The 16,378-nt window shown below is 66.5% G+C and carries 11 protein-coding genes and 2 pseudogenes; 9 read left to right on the forward strand and 4 right to left on the reverse strand.

The annotated features are described in order from the left end of the window. Positions 1 to 37: 37 nt before the first annotated feature. Both ACIBLC_RS25100 and ACIBLC_RS25105 read right to left on the reverse strand, forming a co-directional pair. Positions 38 to 739 (reverse strand): class I SAM-dependent methyltransferase, encoded by a 702-nt coding sequence (locus ACIBLC_RS25100; protein ID WP_399213411.1) that lies wholly within the window; start codon positions 737 to 739, stop codon positions 38 to 40. 83 nt (positions 740 to 822) lie between these two features. Beyond that, positions 823 to 1,446, reverse strand: coding sequence for a DUF3043 domain-containing protein (locus tag ACIBLC_RS25105; RefSeq protein WP_399213412.1), 624 nt, complete (start codon positions 1,444 to 1,446; stop codon positions 823 to 825). Positions 1,447 to 1,755: 309 nt separating this feature from the next. On the opposite strand from ACIBLC_RS25105, the gene ACIBLC_RS25110 reads away from it, so the two are divergent. The 7 genes from ACIBLC_RS25110 (at position 1,756) to ACIBLC_RS25140 (ending at position 10,231) form a co-directional block, all read left to right on the forward strand. After that, entirely contained in the window at positions 1,756 to 2,544 is a 789-nt protein-coding gene (locus ACIBLC_RS25110; RefSeq protein WP_399213413.1) for a PspA/IM30 family protein, read from the forward strand. Positions 2,545 to 2,575: 31 nt separating this feature from the next. Continuing rightward, complete coding sequence (locus tag ACIBLC_RS25115) at positions 2,576 to 2,863, forward strand: hypothetical protein (protein ID WP_399213414.1); 288 nt, start codon at positions 2,576 to 2,578, stop codon at positions 2,861 to 2,863. 143 nt (positions 2,864 to 3,006) lie between these two features. Further along, positions 3,007 to 4,224 (forward strand): sensor histidine kinase, encoded by a 1,218-nt coding sequence (locus tag ACIBLC_RS25120; protein ID WP_399213415.1) that lies wholly within the window; start codon positions 3,007 to 3,009, stop codon positions 4,222 to 4,224. Further along, positions 4,221 to 4,904, forward strand: a complete 684-nt coding sequence (locus tag ACIBLC_RS25125) for a response regulator (protein WP_399213416.1) — start codon at positions 4,221 to 4,223, stop codon at positions 4,902 to 4,904. The genes ACIBLC_RS25120 and ACIBLC_RS25125 overlap by 4 nt, the downstream gene beginning before the upstream one ends. Before the next feature lie 156 nt (positions 4,905 to 5,060). Beyond that, positions 5,061 to 8,192 carry an efflux RND transporter permease subunit gene (locus ACIBLC_RS25130; RefSeq protein ID WP_399213417.1) on the forward strand — a complete coding sequence of 1,044 codons (3,132 nt, stop codon included), beginning with the start codon at positions 5,061 to 5,063 and terminating at the stop codon, positions 8,190 to 8,192. Between the two features lie 223 nt (positions 8,193 to 8,415). Next, positions 8,416 to 9,537 carry a glycoside hydrolase family 19 protein gene (locus ACIBLC_RS25135; RefSeq protein WP_399213418.1) on the forward strand — a complete coding sequence of 374 codons (1,122 nt, stop codon included), beginning with the start codon at positions 8,416 to 8,418 and terminating at the stop codon, positions 9,535 to 9,537. A 424-nt stretch (positions 9,538 to 9,961) separates the two neighbouring features. Continuing rightward, positions 9,962 to 10,231, forward strand: a complete 270-nt coding sequence (locus ACIBLC_RS25140; protein WP_399213419.1) for a hypothetical protein — start codon at positions 9,962 to 9,964, stop codon at positions 10,229 to 10,231. Between the two features lie 8 nt (positions 10,232 to 10,239). Here ACIBLC_RS25140 and ACIBLC_RS25145 read toward each other — a convergent pair. Next, positions 10,240 to 11,637, reverse strand: a pseudogene (locus tag ACIBLC_RS25145) (NF041680 family putative transposase). After that, a pseudogene (locus ACIBLC_RS25150) lies at positions 11,611 to 11,790 on the reverse strand (IS5/IS1182 family transposase); the annotation flags it as partial. The pseudogenes ACIBLC_RS25150 and ACIBLC_RS25145, both read right to left, overlap by 27 nt. Before the next feature lie 162 nt (positions 11,791 to 11,952). Here ACIBLC_RS25150 and ACIBLC_RS25155 point away from each other — a divergent pair. Both ACIBLC_RS25155 and ACIBLC_RS25160 read left to right on the forward strand, forming a co-directional pair. Next, positions 11,953 to 12,369, forward strand: coding sequence for a hypothetical protein (locus ACIBLC_RS25155; RefSeq protein ID WP_399213420.1), 417 nt, complete (start codon positions 11,953 to 11,955; stop codon positions 12,367 to 12,369). Between the two features lie 346 nt (positions 12,370 to 12,715). After that, the gene (locus ACIBLC_RS25160; protein WP_399213421.1) at positions 12,716 to 15,994 is read left to right on the forward strand and encodes a hypothetical protein; all 3,279 of its coding nucleotides are present in this window, start codon (positions 12,716 to 12,718) and stop codon (positions 15,992 to 15,994) included. Positions 15,995 to 16,378: the final 384 nt, after the last annotated feature.

The following is a 16,378-nucleotide window of genomic DNA, read 5'->3' on the forward strand; positions in this document are numbered from 1 at the left end:
GCCCTGACCTGCGGTGCGCACCCGAACGGGTCGGACCTCAGCCCCGCACTCCGCACAGGTGCAGCAGCGCCGCCACCTGGCGGTACGGATCGGTCCGCCCGGCCCGTTCCTCCACGGCGAGGAGGGCGTCCAGGTCCGCGGGGACGGGGGCCCGGTCGGCCGCGGTGTCCGTGCAGACCCGCACGCCGTACCAGGCGCGCAGCGGCGCCCCGATTCCGGCGAGCGTCGCCGTCAGCGTGGAGAGCCGGTCGGCGCGCACGTCGAGGCCGAGCCGGTTCGTGTACGAGGTGGTGTCGAACGCCGTCAGCGCCGCCGCCCAGTCACCGGAAAGACCCGGCCGCATGGCCAGCGCGTCGGCGTTCCGTACGAGCAGCGAGAGCAGCCCGCCGGGGGCCAGCATCCGCGCCAGGCCCGCCAGCAGGGGATCGGGCTCCTGGACATACATCAGCACGCCGTGGCACAGCACCACGTCGAAGCTTCCCGGCAGGAAGTGGACACCCGTCTCGCGGCCGTCGCCCTCGATGAGGCGCACGCGGCACTGGATGCCCTCGGGCTCGGCGGCCAGCGCCTCCCGGGCCACCGCGAGCATCTTCGCGTCCTGCTCGAGCCCGGTCACCTGATGCCCGGCCCTGGCCAGCCGCAGCGCCTGGGTGCCCTGGCCCATTCCGACGTCGAGCACCCGCAGCCGCTGCCCCACGGGGAACCGCCCGGCTATCTGCTCGTCGAGCTGCCGGGCCACCAGCTCCTGCCGTACGACATCACGCAGGCCGCCCAGCTTGCTCAGCCAGGCGTCCGCCGCGCCCCCGGAGAAGGATGTCGCGCTCAGGGCCGCTCTCCGCGCTTGACCTGCGGCTTCGGCAGCCGGAGTCGACGCATCTGGAGGGTGCGCATCAGCGCGTAGGGCACCGCGCCCTTCTTGGGCAGCTCGGGGAATCGGGTGTTGAGCTGCTTCTTCAGGCGGATCGCGATGCCGACCGAGTCGACCACGATCATCAGGATGACCACGAGCCACAGCAGCAGCGCGATGTTCTGGAGCGAGCCCACCCGCACCATGCTCAGCACGAGGATGAGCACGGCGAGCGGCAGGAAGAACTCGGCGATACAGAACCGCGAGTCCACGAAGTCGCGGGCGAACTTCCGCACCGGCCCCTTGTCACGGACGGGCAGATAACGCTCGTCGCCGCTGGCCAGCGCCTGACGCTGCCGCTCCATCGCGGCACGACGGTCGCCGCGCTGCCGCTTGGACGCCTCCTTGCGCGTCGTCGGCGTGTTGGCGACGCTACGACGCTGGGTCTGGGCCTCACTGCGCTTGGGCGTGGGGCGGCCCTTGGGGGCCTGCGGATCACGGGTCTGCTTGGAGTCGGTCAGCGCCTTGTCGGCGGGGGCCTTCTCTTCCTTGGCACGGCTTCGGAACACAAAACCCAAGGGTACGCGGTATGTGCGCATGGACGTCATTCGAGTGGGGAACGATCCGGCAACACCGTACGTCTGTACTGGGAAAGTACTGGGACAGAGGGGACGTTGCGCACGGTTTCACCGGGCGGGCCCACCGGAATTCCCCAGGTGTTCCGCGGGAACCCCTGGTGGACCCCGAGGTCCACCTACTCCCTACGCCGGAGCGGTGCCGTTCGCAGTCGTCCTTGGGGATGAGCGCATCCGTCCCCGAACAGTGCGGTAATGGATGCAGGGCCCGTACTGTGGGTTCTGTTGCAGTACCTGGAGCTGGAGTCCGTCAGAAGGGGGCGCGCGAAGCCCATGAGCGGTGTCATGAAGCGTATGGGGATGATCTTCCGCGCGAAGGCGAACAAGGCCCTTGACCGGGCCGAGGACCCGCGCGAAACCCTCGATTACTCGTACCAGAAGCAACTGGAGCTGCTCCAGAAGGTGCGCCGCGGCGTCGCCGACGTGGCGACCAGTCGCAAGCGCCTGGAACTGCAGCTGAACCAGCTCCAGAACCAGTCGTCCAAGCTGGAGGACCAGGGCCGCAAGGCGCTCGCGCTCGGCCGGGAGGACCTGGCCCGTGAGGCGCTGTCGCGCCGGGCCGCGCTCCAGCAGCAGGTCACCGACCTGGAGACGCAGCACCAGACCCTCCAGGGCGAGGAGGAGAAGCTCACCCTCGCGGCACAGCGGCTCCAGGCCAAGGTGGACGCCTTCCGCACCAAGAAGGAGACCATCAAGGCCACGTACACCGCGGCCCAGGCGCAGACCCGGATCGGCGAGGCCTTCTCCGGCATCTCCGAGGAGATGGGCGACGTCGGCATGGCGATCCAGCGTGCCGAGGACAAGACCGCGCAGCTCCAGGCGCGCGCCGGCGCGATCGACGAGCTGCTCGCCTCGGGCGCCCTCGACGACCAGTCGGGGCTGGCCAAGGACGACATCCAGACCGAGCTGGACCGGCTCTCCGGTGGTACGGATGTGGAGCTGGAGCTGCAGCGCATGAAGGCCGAGCTGGCCGGCGGTCCCGAGTCGAAGCCGGCGATCGAGGGCGGTCAGGGCCAGTCTCAGTCCCAGCCGCAGGACACGCCCCGTTTCGACAAGCAGTAGCAAGCGGTAACCCACGCCTTAGGAGGGCGACATGATCGTACGGATCATGGGGGAGGGGCAGGTGAGGCTGGACAGCAGCCACCTCGCCGAACTGGACAAGCTGGACGACGAGCTGCTCGTGGAGGTCGAGAGCGGCGACGAGTCCGGCTTCCGCCGCACCCTGGGCGCCCTCCTGGAGGAGGTGCGCTGGCTGGGCGCTCCCCTCCCGGACGACGCCCTGGAACCGTCGGAGCTGATCCTTCCGTCCCCGGACGCGACCCTCGAAGAGGTCCGCGAGATGCTGAGCGACGACGGCTTCTTCAGCCCGTCCGGCGCTTGACGACGAGGCCGCCCGGGTCGGCAGCGGGGGTCTCGAGCCTCCAGGGACGGGCAGGGGCGGCGGACACCCCCGCGCCCACCCCGGCCCTGGGGACACCCGCTACCGCCGTTCCGAGCCCCGCGCCGGCCCCGTACCGTGAACGGGTGAGCACGCTGGATCGGACCATGTGCAGAGCCCGGGCCCACCCGCTGGCCGTGGACGCCACGCTCGCCGCGGGCGTCCTCGCCTGCATGGTGGCCGGCTCCTTCGTCGACCCGCACGGCGAGAACGGCGCGACGTGGATCACCCGCACCCCGAACGCCCTCAGCCTCACGCTGATGGTGCTCGGCGCGGCGGTCCTGGTCTTCCGCCGCCGCGCGCCCATCACGGTCCTCGCCGCGACGGGCGCCGTCTCCCTCGTGGAACTGGTGGTCGGCGACCCCAGGGCCCCGGTGGCGATGTCCGCCGTCGTCGCCCTCTTCACGGTCGCCTCGGCCACCGACCGCCACACGGCCTGGCGCCTCGGCCTGGTCACGATGACCGTGCTGACCGCGGCGGCGATGCTCGCGGGCCCGCTGCCCTGGTACGCCCAGGAGAACCTGGGCATCTTCGCCTGGACCGGCATGGCCGCCGCCGCGGGCGACGCCGTACGCAGCCGCCGTGCCTTCGTGGACGCCATCAGGGAACGCGCGGAGCGCGCCGAGCGGACCAGGGAGGAAGAGGCCCGCCGCCGGGTGGCCGAGGAACGGCTGCGGATCGCCCGCGATCTGCACGACGTCGTCGCGCACCACATCGCGCTGGTCAACGTGCAGGCCGGAGTCGCCGCCCATGTGATGGACAAACGGCCCGACCAGGCCAAGGAGGCGCTCGCACACGTACGCGACGCCAGCCGCTCCGCCCTCAACGAACTCCGGGCCACCGTCGGGCTGTTGAGGCAGTCCGGGGACCCCGAGGCGCCCACCGAGCCGGCCCCCGGCCTCGGCCGCCTCGACGAACTCGCCGACACCTTCCGCAACGCGGGCCTCCCCGTCGAGGTGGCCCGCGACCACGGCACCGGCCTGCCCGCCGCCGTGGACCTCGCCGCGTACCGCGTCATCCAGGAAGCCCTGACCAATGTGCGGAAGCACGCGGGCCCGGACGCGAAGGCCGAGGTCAGCGTCGTACGCGTGGGACCGAACGTGGAGGTGACCGTCCTGGACAACGGGCCGGGGCAGGACGACGGACCGGAGGAGGGCGGCGGGCACGGGCTGCTCGGAATGCGGGAGCGGGTCACCGCGCTCGGCGGCAGATGCACGGCCGGTCCCCGCTACGGAGGCGGCTTCCGGGTCCATGCGATCCTTCCGGTCAAGAACCGCACACCCGCCCGGGGGGCCTCCGTATGACCATCCGCGTCCTGCTCGTCGACGACCAGGCCCTGCTGCGCAGCGCCTTCCGGGTGCTCGTCGACTCCGAGCCCGACATGGAGGTGGTCGGCGAGGCGTCCGAGGGCGCGGAGGCCGTACTCCTGGTGCGCCAGGAGCGGCCCGACGTCGTGCTGATGGACATCCGCATGCCGGGGACCGACGGGCTGGCCGCCACCCGGCTGATCACCGCCGACCCGACCCTGGAGCACGTGCGGGTCGTGATGCTCACGACGTTCGAGGTCGACGAGTACGTGGTGCGGTCGCTGCGGGCCGGCGCGTCCGGGTTTCTCGGCAAGGGGGCCGAGCCGGAGGAGCTGCTGAACGCGATCCGGATCGCGGCGGGCGGCGAGGCACTGCTGTCCCCGGCGGCGACCAAGGGCCTGATCGCCAAGTTCCTCGCGCAGGGCGACGGCCTGGACGACGAGCGCGACCCCGCCCGCGCCGAGCGGCTCGGCGCGCTCACCGGACGCGAGCGCGAGGTGCTCGTACAGGTCGCCGGCGGGCACTCGAACGACGAGATCGCCGAGCGGCTCGAAGTCAGCCCGCTGACGGTGAAGACGCACGTCAACCGGGCCATGGCGAAGCTGGGCGCGCGCGACCGGGCACAGCTCGTCGTGATCGCGTACGAGTCGGGGCTGGTCCATCCAAGGGTGGACTGAACTCCACCGGCGTGTACTGCGCCTGGAGTAGGTTCCGCATAAGGAAATGGACCTGCGGGCGACGGAACGGCCGCCGGTGATGGCTCAAGGTGTGAGCGGGGGTGCTCAGATGTGCCCCTCCTGCCGCGCACACCACAGAAGAGAGACCCCTCACCCATGTCCTGGCTGTCCAGATTCAGCCTCGCGCAACGGGCCCTGATAGGTCTGATGTCCGTGGTCGCGCTCGCCTTCGGAGCGATCGCGATCCCCCAGCTCAAGCAGCAGCTGCTGCCCACCTTCGAACTGCCCGTCGTGTCGGTGCTCGCGCCGTACCAGGGTGCCTCTCCCGACGTGGTCGAGAAGCAGGTCGTCGAGCCCATCGAGGACAACCTCGAGTCTGTCGACGGCATCACCGGCGTCACGTCCACGGCGAGCGAGGGCAACGCGCTGATCATGGCGTCGTTCGACTACGGCAACGACACCAAGCAGCTGGTCGCCGACGTCCAGCAGGCCGTCAACCGGGCCCGCGTCCAGCTTCCGGACACGGTCGACCCGCAGGTCTTCGCCGGCTCCACGGACGACATACCGACCGTGGTCCTCGCCGTCACCTCGGACGAGGACCAGCAGGCCCTCTCCGACCGGCTCGACCGGACGGTCGTGCCGGACCTGACGGGCATCGACGGAGTCGGGCAGGTCACCGTCGACGGCGTACGGGACCTCCAGGTCACCGTCACCCCGGACGACAAGGACATGAAGCGGGCCGGGCTCACCTCCGCCGCGCTCGGCCAGGCCCTCCAGGCGGGCGGCGCGACCGTCCCCGCGGGCTCCTTCGACGAGGACGGCAGCAACCGCACCGTCCAGGTCGGCGGCGGCCTCACCTCGCTGGAGCAGATCCAGGACCTGATGGTCGCGGGCGCCCCGGGCAAGAAGCCCGTGCGTCTCGCCGACGTCGCCGCCATCAAGGAGGAGCAGGCCACCGCCGACTCCATCACGCGTACCGACGGCAGGCCCAGCCTCGCCGTGAACGTCACCATGGACCACGACGGCAGCGCGGTCGCCATCTCCGACGCGGTCGGGGACAAGCTCGCCGGCATGCGCGCGGACCTGGGCGCGGGGGCGGAGATCACCGTCGTCAGCGACCAGGGCCCGGCCGTGAAGAAGTCCATCGACGGTCTGACCACCGAGGGCGCGCTGGGTCTTCTCTTCGCCGTCCTCGTCATCCTGGTCTTCCTGGCCTCGATCCGCTCGACCCTGGTGACGGCGGTGTCGATCCCGCTGTCCGTGGTGCTCGCGCTGATCGTCCTGTGGACGCGCGACCTGTCGCTCAACATGCTCACGCTCGGCGCGCTGACCATCGCGATCGGCCGGGTCGTCGACGACTCGATCGTGGTCCTGGAGAACATCAAGCGGCACCTCGGATACGGCGAGGAGCGCGAGGAGGCGATCCTCAAGGCGGTCCGCGAGGTCGCGGGCGCGGTCACCTCCTCGACCCTCACCACGGTCGCCGTCTTCCTGCCGATCGGCCTCACCGGAGGCATGGTGGGCGCCCTGTTCGGCTCCTTCAGCCTGACGGTCACGGCGGCGCTGCTGGCGTCCCTGCTCGTCTCGCTGACCGTCGTACCGGTGCTGTCGTACTGGTTCCTGCGCGCCCCCAAGGGCACCCCGGCGGACGCCGAGGAAGCGCGGCGCAAGGCGGAGGAGAAGGAGGAGCGCAGCCGGCTCCAGCGTCTCTACGTTCCCGTACTGCGCTTCGCGACCCGGCGGCGGCTGACGAGTGTGGCGATCGCCGCCGTCGTCCTGATCGGCACGTTCGGCATGGCGCCGCTGCTGAAGACGAACTTCTTCGACCAGGGCGAGCAGGAGGTCATCAGCGTCAAGCAGGAGTTGAAGCCGGGCACCAGCCTGGCGGCGACCGACGCCTCGGCCAGGCAGGTCGAGAAGATGCTCGACGGCGTCGAAGGCGTCAAGGACTACCAGGTCACCATCGGTTCGTCCGGGTTCATGGCCGCGTTCGGCGGTGGCACGGACACCAACCAGGCCTCGTACCAGATCATGCTGGAGGACTCGGCCTCCTTCGACGACGTCCAGGACGGCATCGAGGAGGGGCTCGGCAAGCTCTCCGGTGCCGGTACGACCACGGTCGCGGCCGGGGACGGGTTCGGCAGCCAGGATCTGAGCGTCGTCGTGAAGGCGTCCGACGCGGGCGCCCTGCGCGAGGCGGCCGAAGAGGTGCGTGACGAGGTCGCGAAGCTCGACGACGTGACGGACGTGACGAGCGACCTGGCGCAGAGCGTGCCGCGTATCTCGGTCAAGGCCAACTCCGAGGCAGCGGCGGCCGGTTTCAACGACGCGACGCTCGGTGCGGCCGTCGGCGAGGCGGTCCGCGGCACCACGAGCGGCAAGGCCGTCCTGGACGACACCGAGCGGGACATCGTCATCAGGTCGGCGAAGCCTGCCCGGACGCTCGCCGAGCTGAAGGCCCTTCCGATGGGCGCCGTGAAGCTCGGTGACATCGCGACCGTTCAGGTGGTCGACGGTCCGGTCTCCATGACCCGGATCGACGGTCAGCGGGCCGCCACCATCACGGCGAAGCCGACGGGCGACAACACGGGCGCGGTCAGCGCGGACCTCACGTCGAAGCTGGACGCGCTCAAGCTGCCGGCCGGTGCGACGGCGGAGATCGGCGGTGTCTCGCAGGACCAGGAGGACTCGTTCGCCGCGCTGGGCCTGGCGATGCTGGCGGCGATCGCGATCGTCTTCATGCTGCTGGTGGCGACGTTCAGGTCGCTGATCCAGCCGCTGATCCTGCTCGTCTCGATCCCGTTCGCGGCGACGGGCGCGATCGGCATGCTGGTCGTCACCGGCACCCCGATGGGTGTCCCGGCGATGATCGGCATGCTGATGCTCATCGGCATCGTGGTCACCAACGCGATCGTGCTGATCGACCTGATCAACCAGTACCGCAAGCAGGGCTACGGCACGGTCGAGGCGGTCGTCGAGGGCGGCAGGCACCGGCTGCGTCCCATCCTGATGACGGCGCTCGCGACCATCTTCGCGCTGCTCCCGATGGCTCTGGGCGTCACCGGTGAGGGCGGTTTCATCGCGCAGCCGTTGGCCGTGGTCGTCATCGGCGGCCTGATCTCGTCGACGCTGCTGACGCTCCTGCTGGTGCCGACGCTCTACACCGTCGTCGAACTCCGCAAGGAGCGCCGGGCGAAGAAGAAGGCGGCCAAGCGGGCCGCGAAGTCCGGCGGGACCACCACCCCCGCGGGTGACGAGGACAAGTCGCCGGAACCGGCGGGAGTCTGACCTTTCCCGTCTTCCGAGAAGGCCCTTGTCCCGGCGCGACTGGCGCCGGGACAAGGGCCTTCGGCCGTTCCCCGGCCTGTTCAGCCGCCGCTTTCCGATTGGTCCATACCAAAGCCTTGACGCGCTTTCGCTCACGACTTAAAACAAGCGGTGAAGGACTTGCCAAGGTTCAACACCCCTCTTTCGACTCCCCACTTGAGTGCAAAATGGCGAAAGGTATGACATGGGCATGAAGTTCAGATGGGGGCGTGCGGCCTACGTCGCGGCCGGCTCTCTGCTCGTGGGCCTGCTGAGCGTGCTGCCCGCGTCTCCCGCCGCGGCGGCCACCGGTCAGATCAGCGGCCTGGCGGGCAAGTGCGTCGACGTGGCCGGCGCCTCCAGCGCCAATGGCACGGCGGTGCAGCTCTACGACTGCAACGGCAGCGCCGCCCAGCAGTGGAACGTCGGCTCCGACGGCACCGTCCGGGCGCTCGGCAAGTGTCTGGACGTCTCGAACAACTCGACCGCCGACGGGGCCCAGATCCACCTCTGGGACTGCGTGGGCGGCGCCAACCAGCAGTGGGTCGTGACGGCCGCCCGGGACATCGTCAACCCCCAGGCGAACAAGTGCCTCGACGTCAGCGGCAACAACTCCGCCAACGCCACCCGGCTGCAGATCTGGACCTGCACCGGCGCCGCGAACCAGAAGTGGACGGCTCCGGCCACCGGCGGCGGCACCACCCCCAGTGGATTCGTCGTGACGGAGGCGCAGTTCAACCAGATGTTCCCGGGCCGGAACTCCTTCTACTCCTACAGCGGGCTGACCGCCGCGCTCAGCGCCTACCCGGCCTTCGCCAAGACGGGCAGTGACACGGTGAAGAAGCAGGAGGCCGCGGCCTTCCTGGCGAACGTGAACCACGAGACCGGCGGACTGGTCCACATCGTGGAGCAGAACACGGCCAACTACCCGCACTACTGCGACTGGAGCCAGTCCTACGGCTGCCCGGCCGGCCAGGCCGCCTACTACGGTCGCGGCCCCATCCAGCTCAGCTGGAACTTCAACTACAAGGCCGCCGGTGACGCGCTCGGCATCGACCTCCTCAACAACCCCTGGCTCGTGCAGAACGACTCCTCGGTGGCATGGAAGACCGGCCTCTGGTACTGGAACACCCAGTCCGGGCCCGGCACCATGACCCCGCACAACGCCATGGTCAACGGCGCGGGCTTCGGCCAGACCATCCGCTCCATCAACGGCTCCCTGGAATGCGACGGCCGCAACCCCGCGCAGGTCCAGAGCCGCGTCGACGCCTACAACCGCATCACCGGCATCCTCGGCGTCACCCCCGGCGCCAACCTCTACTGCTGACACCTCCGCCCTCCTCGCGTGACCGCGCTCGCCACCGCTGCACCTCTAAACGGTGGCGAGCGCGTGCGCGTTGTTCAGCAACCAGGGCGGTCTGACGGACTGCTGTAGCGGACCGTGGACAACGAGCACCGCGACGACGGATCGCCGGGGACACACCTTGTACGTGCTCGTAAGGGAAGGCAGCACGCCGGCGGGCAAGTTTGACGAGTACGACTGGGGCAGCGCGAGCAGCGACCCGACGCGGGTCTCGCGGGACCTTTGCTCCTATTGAGACACCGGTCCCATCCCTGCTGGGCCAAGGTGGCACCGGTCGTCCTCCTGCGGTGGGGCAAGGTAAAGGGCGCTCGCTAAGCTTGTTCTTATGGTCTGAGCCGTCTGAAAGCGTGCGACAAGGTCAATCCAGCCCCTGAGTAGTGTTGTGGCCATGGCCATGGGGCGGCGGCCCAAGGTGGATCTGGACAGCGGCGTCGAGGACGCGACGACGCTCATCCTGGAATGGCTCGGCGAGCAGGGTGTAGGTCCCATGGTCCGGGTCGATGCGGAGCGGATGCGTGACGGTCAGCCGGCGTGGACATTCGCAGCCTCCGGTGGGCCCCTGGACGGTGGGATGAGGGCCGATGGGGCCTCGGCCGCCGAGTGCATGGGCAGGGCATTGCTTGGGTTGCGAGAAGCCGGGCTGGTCGTTCCCTTCTGAAGTCGTGTTCAGCGTCTGAGCTGGTCGCGTTGGGTGATGCTTTCGGGGCGTCTGGTGGTCTTGCCGACGTCGTAGCGGGTGGCGGGGCGCCGGTTCTTCGAGCCGAGCGGCCTGCCGGGGCCGGGCCGGTTGGGTTTTGGCGCACGGGTCGGACAGGGCAGGTCCGGGCGGAGGTTCCTGAACCCCCCGGCGGACCCGGGCCGGGGTGCGCCGACCCGGGTCCGCCGGCTTCTCCCACGGTCGGCGAAGGTCGGCGACCAAGGGCAGGGCGAGGCGAAGTTGGGTGTGGGCGGCGATGATCAGCCAGGTCCACCGGTCTGCCGCCGTGGGCGTGCGGAGCTTCGGGCGGTTCCAGCCCAACGTCTGCTTGACCATCCGGAAGGTGTGTTCCAGATCGAACCTGCGCAAGAACGCCTGCCGGCGCAGATCGACGTCCTCACCCGACAGGCGGTCGACCTCCAGACGTATCAACGTGCCTGCAATGAGCGGAAGTTCGCCGGTGTGGTCGATCCTTGCCGAGCGCGTGGTCAGCCTCGGGTGAATGCGGTCCCAGGCCATCATGCGGCGGTGCCGTAGCGGTTGGTGACCTGTGCGGTCTCCTCGCTCGGATCGCCCCAGGAATCAGGCTTGGCGAAGCGGAACTCCTTGCCGTGCTTCGGTGGGCGTCCTCCCTGTGGCGGAGAGATCCAGGGGACCGGGACGGGCTTGCGCATTACACGGTCCGTGCGCATCCGCCCCAGGACCTCCACCGGTAGTCCGGCCAGGAGATGGGCCATGCGCGGAGCGTCGTATCCGGCATCGAAGACAACCAGGATGTCGCGGTCACCCGGCTTCCAACGCCCCATGTCGATGAGGTCGGTGACCACCCGGCGGACCTGGGCGGCAGTGACCTCGGCGACATCGTCGGCCTGCCCCAGCCTCAGCGCGTCCAGGATCTGACACCACGAGGTCCGGCCCGACTCCAGCGCGGCGACGAACGAGTAGGGCCAGCCGGGCACGAACTGGTCCGAGGAGCGTCCGCTGCGGCCGTAGACGTGACAGAACAAGCGGTCCGCACTGGTCGGCGCGTCCGGCCGCAGACAGTGGGTGACGTCCACGGCCAGGACCAGGCGCCCGTCGGCGGCCTCAGGCTGAGGCAGCCCGGCCAGCACCTGCCGCAACCGTGGCACATCGACGTTCCCGCCGTTCAGGGCTTCGTACATCGCGCCGTGCCCGCGCCGGTGCTCGGCGGTCAGCGTGAGGTCGACCGGCGTCTTCACCGGCCCTTACGCACACAACAGGGCGTCGGTCAGCACGTCCCCGGAATCCTCGTTTGAGCGAGCACGTTCGGCGCATCGTTCGAGGTCAGACCATAAAGAACAAGCTAAGACGTTGTTCCAGTCGGTATGTCGGCGGTGGCTGATCAGGGCCGCGGCTTTGTCGGCAGGGCCAGGAAGTGCTCGGGCCGGCGTTTGTAGCGGCGGTGCAGACGTCGGCATCCGGCGAGCCAGGAGACCGCCCAGCTGTGTGGAGGACTCGATGCTCTCGCGGGCGATGCGATGGCGGATGCTCTCTCCTGACTCGGAGTAGGAACCCCCAGCGCTCACTGCGCTGACCTGTCGTCCGACTGAGCTGCGGCCAATCAGGTTCGCCGTTCATCTCACAGATTGCAGGACACTATGGGAGCATCCTGAACCAACGGGAAAATCTGAACCTTGGGACAAAAAAAGGGGGGGTGTGGCATGGATCCGGTCACACTGATCGTGGCCGCGCTCGCTGCGGGTGCGGCGTCAGGGTCGAAGGAGACCGCCGCGGCGGTGGTCAAGGACGCATACGCAGGTGTGAAGGCACTCGCCTGGAGGCGACTGGCCGACCGTCACGATGGGACTCTGGTCCTCGAGCGCCATCAAGAGGCTCCCGATACGTGGGAGGCGCCGTTGACTGCTGAGCTCCTGGAAGCCGAGGCTGATCGCGATCAGGAGCTCCTTGCCGCCGCACAGAAGTTGCTGAGCCTGGTCGACGAATCCGGTTACAAGGGCGGGAAGTACAAGATCGATGTGCGGGATTCTCAAGGCACCTACATTGGCGATGGTGGTCTGCAGTTGAACAGCTTTCCCGCGCCGACGAAAGGAGAACAGAGGTCCGAGGGAAGCAGGTGACGAGAGTCAAGCCGCCGACGACGGCAGCAGGTTCATCGCTCAGTTAGGCGAGCGGAATCTGCAGATTAACAACTCTCGAATTTATGTTGCGGCGGGTTTCCCCGCTGCAGGGGTAGGTCAGTCATCTGAGCTGACCCCCTTGCCTCATGTGCCGCAAGCTGCTCTTGTTCGGCCGGATGTCGTGGAGCGGCTCAAGTCCATTTCGGGACCCAATACTATTCGTCAGTTGATAGGGCCGCCAGGAGCCGGTAAGACAGTTATCCTGGGGCGCTGGCTGCACTGGGCTGTTTCCAGCCAGAAACAACCCCCTCTAAAGGCTGCCTATGTAGACCTCAGGGGATACTCGGTGGGCGATCAGGTGATGTTGCGCGCCCTAGCTCAGCACTTGGGTCTGGATGTCGCGCTCAACGCACTCCATATGTCGGGTTCAGCCGAGCGCATTGCTGCCGTACGCCTTGAGGTCTGGCGTCGTTTAGGTTCGCAGCACGTTGCTTTGGCCCTTGACCATGCCGATTTCTCACTCACACGGCATTCCGGTCGGGATACTCTATCTGAACTAATTGAGACGGGAGTACTCGACAAAGCGACAGTGATCGTTGCGAGGCGAGCCGGAAACATACAACCGACCCCGAGGATGCGCGTCCGGTCGCAGATCTCGCTCATGCCGTTGTCGTACGACGAAGCCGGGCGCATGCTCGCAGAGGAAAGCTGCCTGTCAGCCCAAACCTGCGAAGACGCGTGCTCGCTCGTTGACCATGACGTTCTGCAGCCGGGTACTTTGATCACAGCACTGCAACTCCTAGAGGGTAAGGCAAGCGATCAATACGTTATCGCTGAGGCCCTCTTGAAGGCGGCGAAGGAGGACGCCTATGAGGTGGGCCTCAAGTTGCTGCATGCAGTAGAAGAAGCCGATTCGTGGGTCGACTGGGTCCTGCTGATCTCATCCACGATTATCGGCCCGTGCTCCTGTCATTCGCCACTCGATATTCCTGAGGAATGGGGGCGCGTCCTTTTTGATGGCCATTGGATGCGTAAAACGGAAGGCGCGCCGTCTCCAGAGAAAATTTTCCTGCGCATGATACCAAGAATTATTTCGGCGACAATTGAGACTCTCCCTCAGTCATCTTCTGAGGCTTTTGAATTGCTCGTATCTCATGTTGTGCGTCAAGCCCCGCGGGAGGTGCTGGAAGAGACTCTTGTGCGCGTAACCGAATCACCGAGAACTAGCGTCTGGTCTGCGCAGATCACGCGAGATCTCATGGACGCCGTCGCTCGTACCACGTCGGGCGAGTCCCTCGGTCCGGTGATTCCTGCGACGCTTGCAGCGGGGTTGCCTTCTTCAAGCCCATTGAATGCTGCCGAGATCCTGTTCCTGGCTCGAAATTCTCCCCGGCCTCGTGATTTTCGGCAGAGACTGATGTCGGGGAAGAGTTTGAGCCTCTCCGTATCGGCGGATGACGAAGCGGGTATCGATTTGGTGCGCCTGGCATTGCGGGAACTAGATCTCCGATACGATTTCGACGGTGACGTGGAAGCTGTCCGCCGCGAGGTATTGCACCACTTCGGCATCAGCCCGGTGAATGTGGCCCACCGAAGCGCGTATCTCCAAATCGCATTGGACAGTTGCGAAACTTCCATACGGATCGGCGACTCCAATTTCGTAGCCGGCATGCTTGACCGGTTACGCATGCCCTATCGGGACGATCTGTCGTGGACTAAGCGCCGGGCGCCAATCCCCGGCGCAACACTAGAGCGGATAAGGGCCGAAGCGCAGATTCTAGCTGTTTTGACGCGTCGCGTCCAAGCGGATGATGTCCTGCCCACGCTACGGGATTCCTGGAGCGTAATGACCGCAGAAGGTGGGGGTGTGATCAGCGCGGTGACGTCACGAACTCAATTCGTGCGGGCCGCAGTTATCACGGGTGCCGCACCTGACGTCTGGATGCCGGAACTGCACGAACTCTTCTCGGCAGTCGAGAACTATTCGAAGGGAACATCTCGTGCCATTGCGGCCTCCCGTGTCGCCGCCGCGGTTCGGATGGCTGCCGAGGCCGAATTGGCGCTGGTCGACCGAGCGGAAATGTTGAGCAAGGCGTACGCCTTGATTATTCAGCATGAAGATGACCTAAGGTTTCTTGCCAGGAGCGGTGACAATCGGCCGTTGCTGGCGCTGGCTCGCTTGGTGCTTGCGCTGTCTCGAGCCCAGTCGCGGTCTGTAAATCGCGCTCAAAGACGTAGGGGCGAAGAATCGTCCAATTACGCCCTTTCGTTGTTAAAGTGGGTCACTGCAGAGACACCCAGTGCGGCGGCATGGTGGACTTATCTTCGCTGTCTCGCTTCGGTTGGTGTCTCTACTGACGAGGACGAGGAAAATCCGGAAAATGATGTCTTCTCCTCGGATAGTGATCCACTGCGTAAGGAATTGGCCAGCTATCGCAGGTGGGCCAAGTCTCGTCGAATCTCCTCGTCTCGTGACATCCAGATTGACCTCTGGGCGCTCAGTCGCAGATGGGCGTCAGAGGGTTCGCTCATCGCGGTGGCGAAGTCGGATTACGGACACAGGAGGTGGATGCGACGCCCAATCGATGTAAAACTACAGAGCTTGGCGGCGGTATATGAGAAGCGCCGTGCAGAGCTGGATCGCCGTGAGTCAGTATGGGGGCCCCGTCCGGAGTTGGTTTTGCCGAGGTTTCGTATGGAAGCCCAGTATCAGCGCTCTGCGGCCATATGTGAAAAGAATCGTGAACCAGATAATGAGCCAGTGCTTGAGATCTTGAACCAAGGTCTTGAGCGATGGGGCCCGGTTCCGGAACTAGCCGTACTCAAAGCGCAGTTCCTCAGATATATATGGAATCTTGAGGAGGCGCTCGACGAACTGGCCACGTTGGAGAATTCGGCATGGGGGGACGCGTACACTGCTAGACGATATAGAATTTTGTACGCGGACGTCCTCGTCATTCAAGCTAGAGATCGGCCGGGAAATGGCATGGAGCAGTGCGAGAGGGCCGTGCTCCTGCTAGGAGGACTGCAGGATACCGACTGGCGCGCGGCGATGGTGAGTATGACCGCGAGACTTGAAGTGGACAAGTGTTTGCCCTCTCTGCTGGCCGACGATATGGCAGACCTGTTTTGGCGCCAGGGTCCCTACACTGCGTCTTGGGCCGATGGCAGCAGCCCTTTTCGCGACTGTGCAGAACTTCTCGCTGAGGAGGGCGCTCCATACGGTATGCAAGTCATCGCTGAGGATTTCACTAATCCCAGGATACTTCTGAAGTACGCAAGCCTTCTGGTGCGGTCCTTTGAATTGCGATCGAACCCGAGACTGAATGACTTGGGAGCTGCGCTAACTGTGAGTGAAGGGGCGCGCATCATGGCACCCGGACTCGTAGAAAATCCGACGCTTGCTTTTCTGCAAGGCCGGTCATTGCTCCTTGCCTGCGAGGCGAGCGAAAGTCCAGAGCCGTTGAGATGGGCCCGCAGGACGGGTTCCGGGTCAGTGTCCGATATTGCCCTTGCGTGTCGACTTCTGGCCAGCGCTTCAAGTCGCTCGGTAGGCTCCTTTCGGAGTCTCATCGGCAGGGAACTTGCTCGAGCTCTCAGGTTGCAGAAGATGCTCCTTTCCTAAGAGCTCATAACACGATCTTGGTGGCGTGAAGCGGCTGGTCGGGGGCGCTGTTGAGTGGGTTGCCGCTGCCGGTGCCAAGGTTGTTCACAAACGGTGCCGGAGTCATGCCGGGATGAGGCTCGGCCACCAGGGTGGGACGTTGCCCGGGCAAAACGGAGCGGGGTAGGAGTGCTGCATCCCGAGCCATGTGACAAGGAACCAGGTGGACCACAAGGTGAATGTGAGCCCTGCCATCAGGGCTGTCCTGCGATGACGTCTTCCGAGGGTGTTGTGCAGGATCACCCACGGAACCGCAGCGGCGATCCATATGAGAGGCGCAAGAAACAGCAAAGTCATGCCGTTGGCTCCTGCGCTGCTGCCGATGTCACAAGCAGCCCATGCCCT

The organism is Streptomyces sp. NPDC050535 (assembly GCF_044457665.1).
GTDB lineage: Bacteria > Actinomycetota > Actinomycetes > Streptomycetales > Streptomycetaceae > Streptomyces.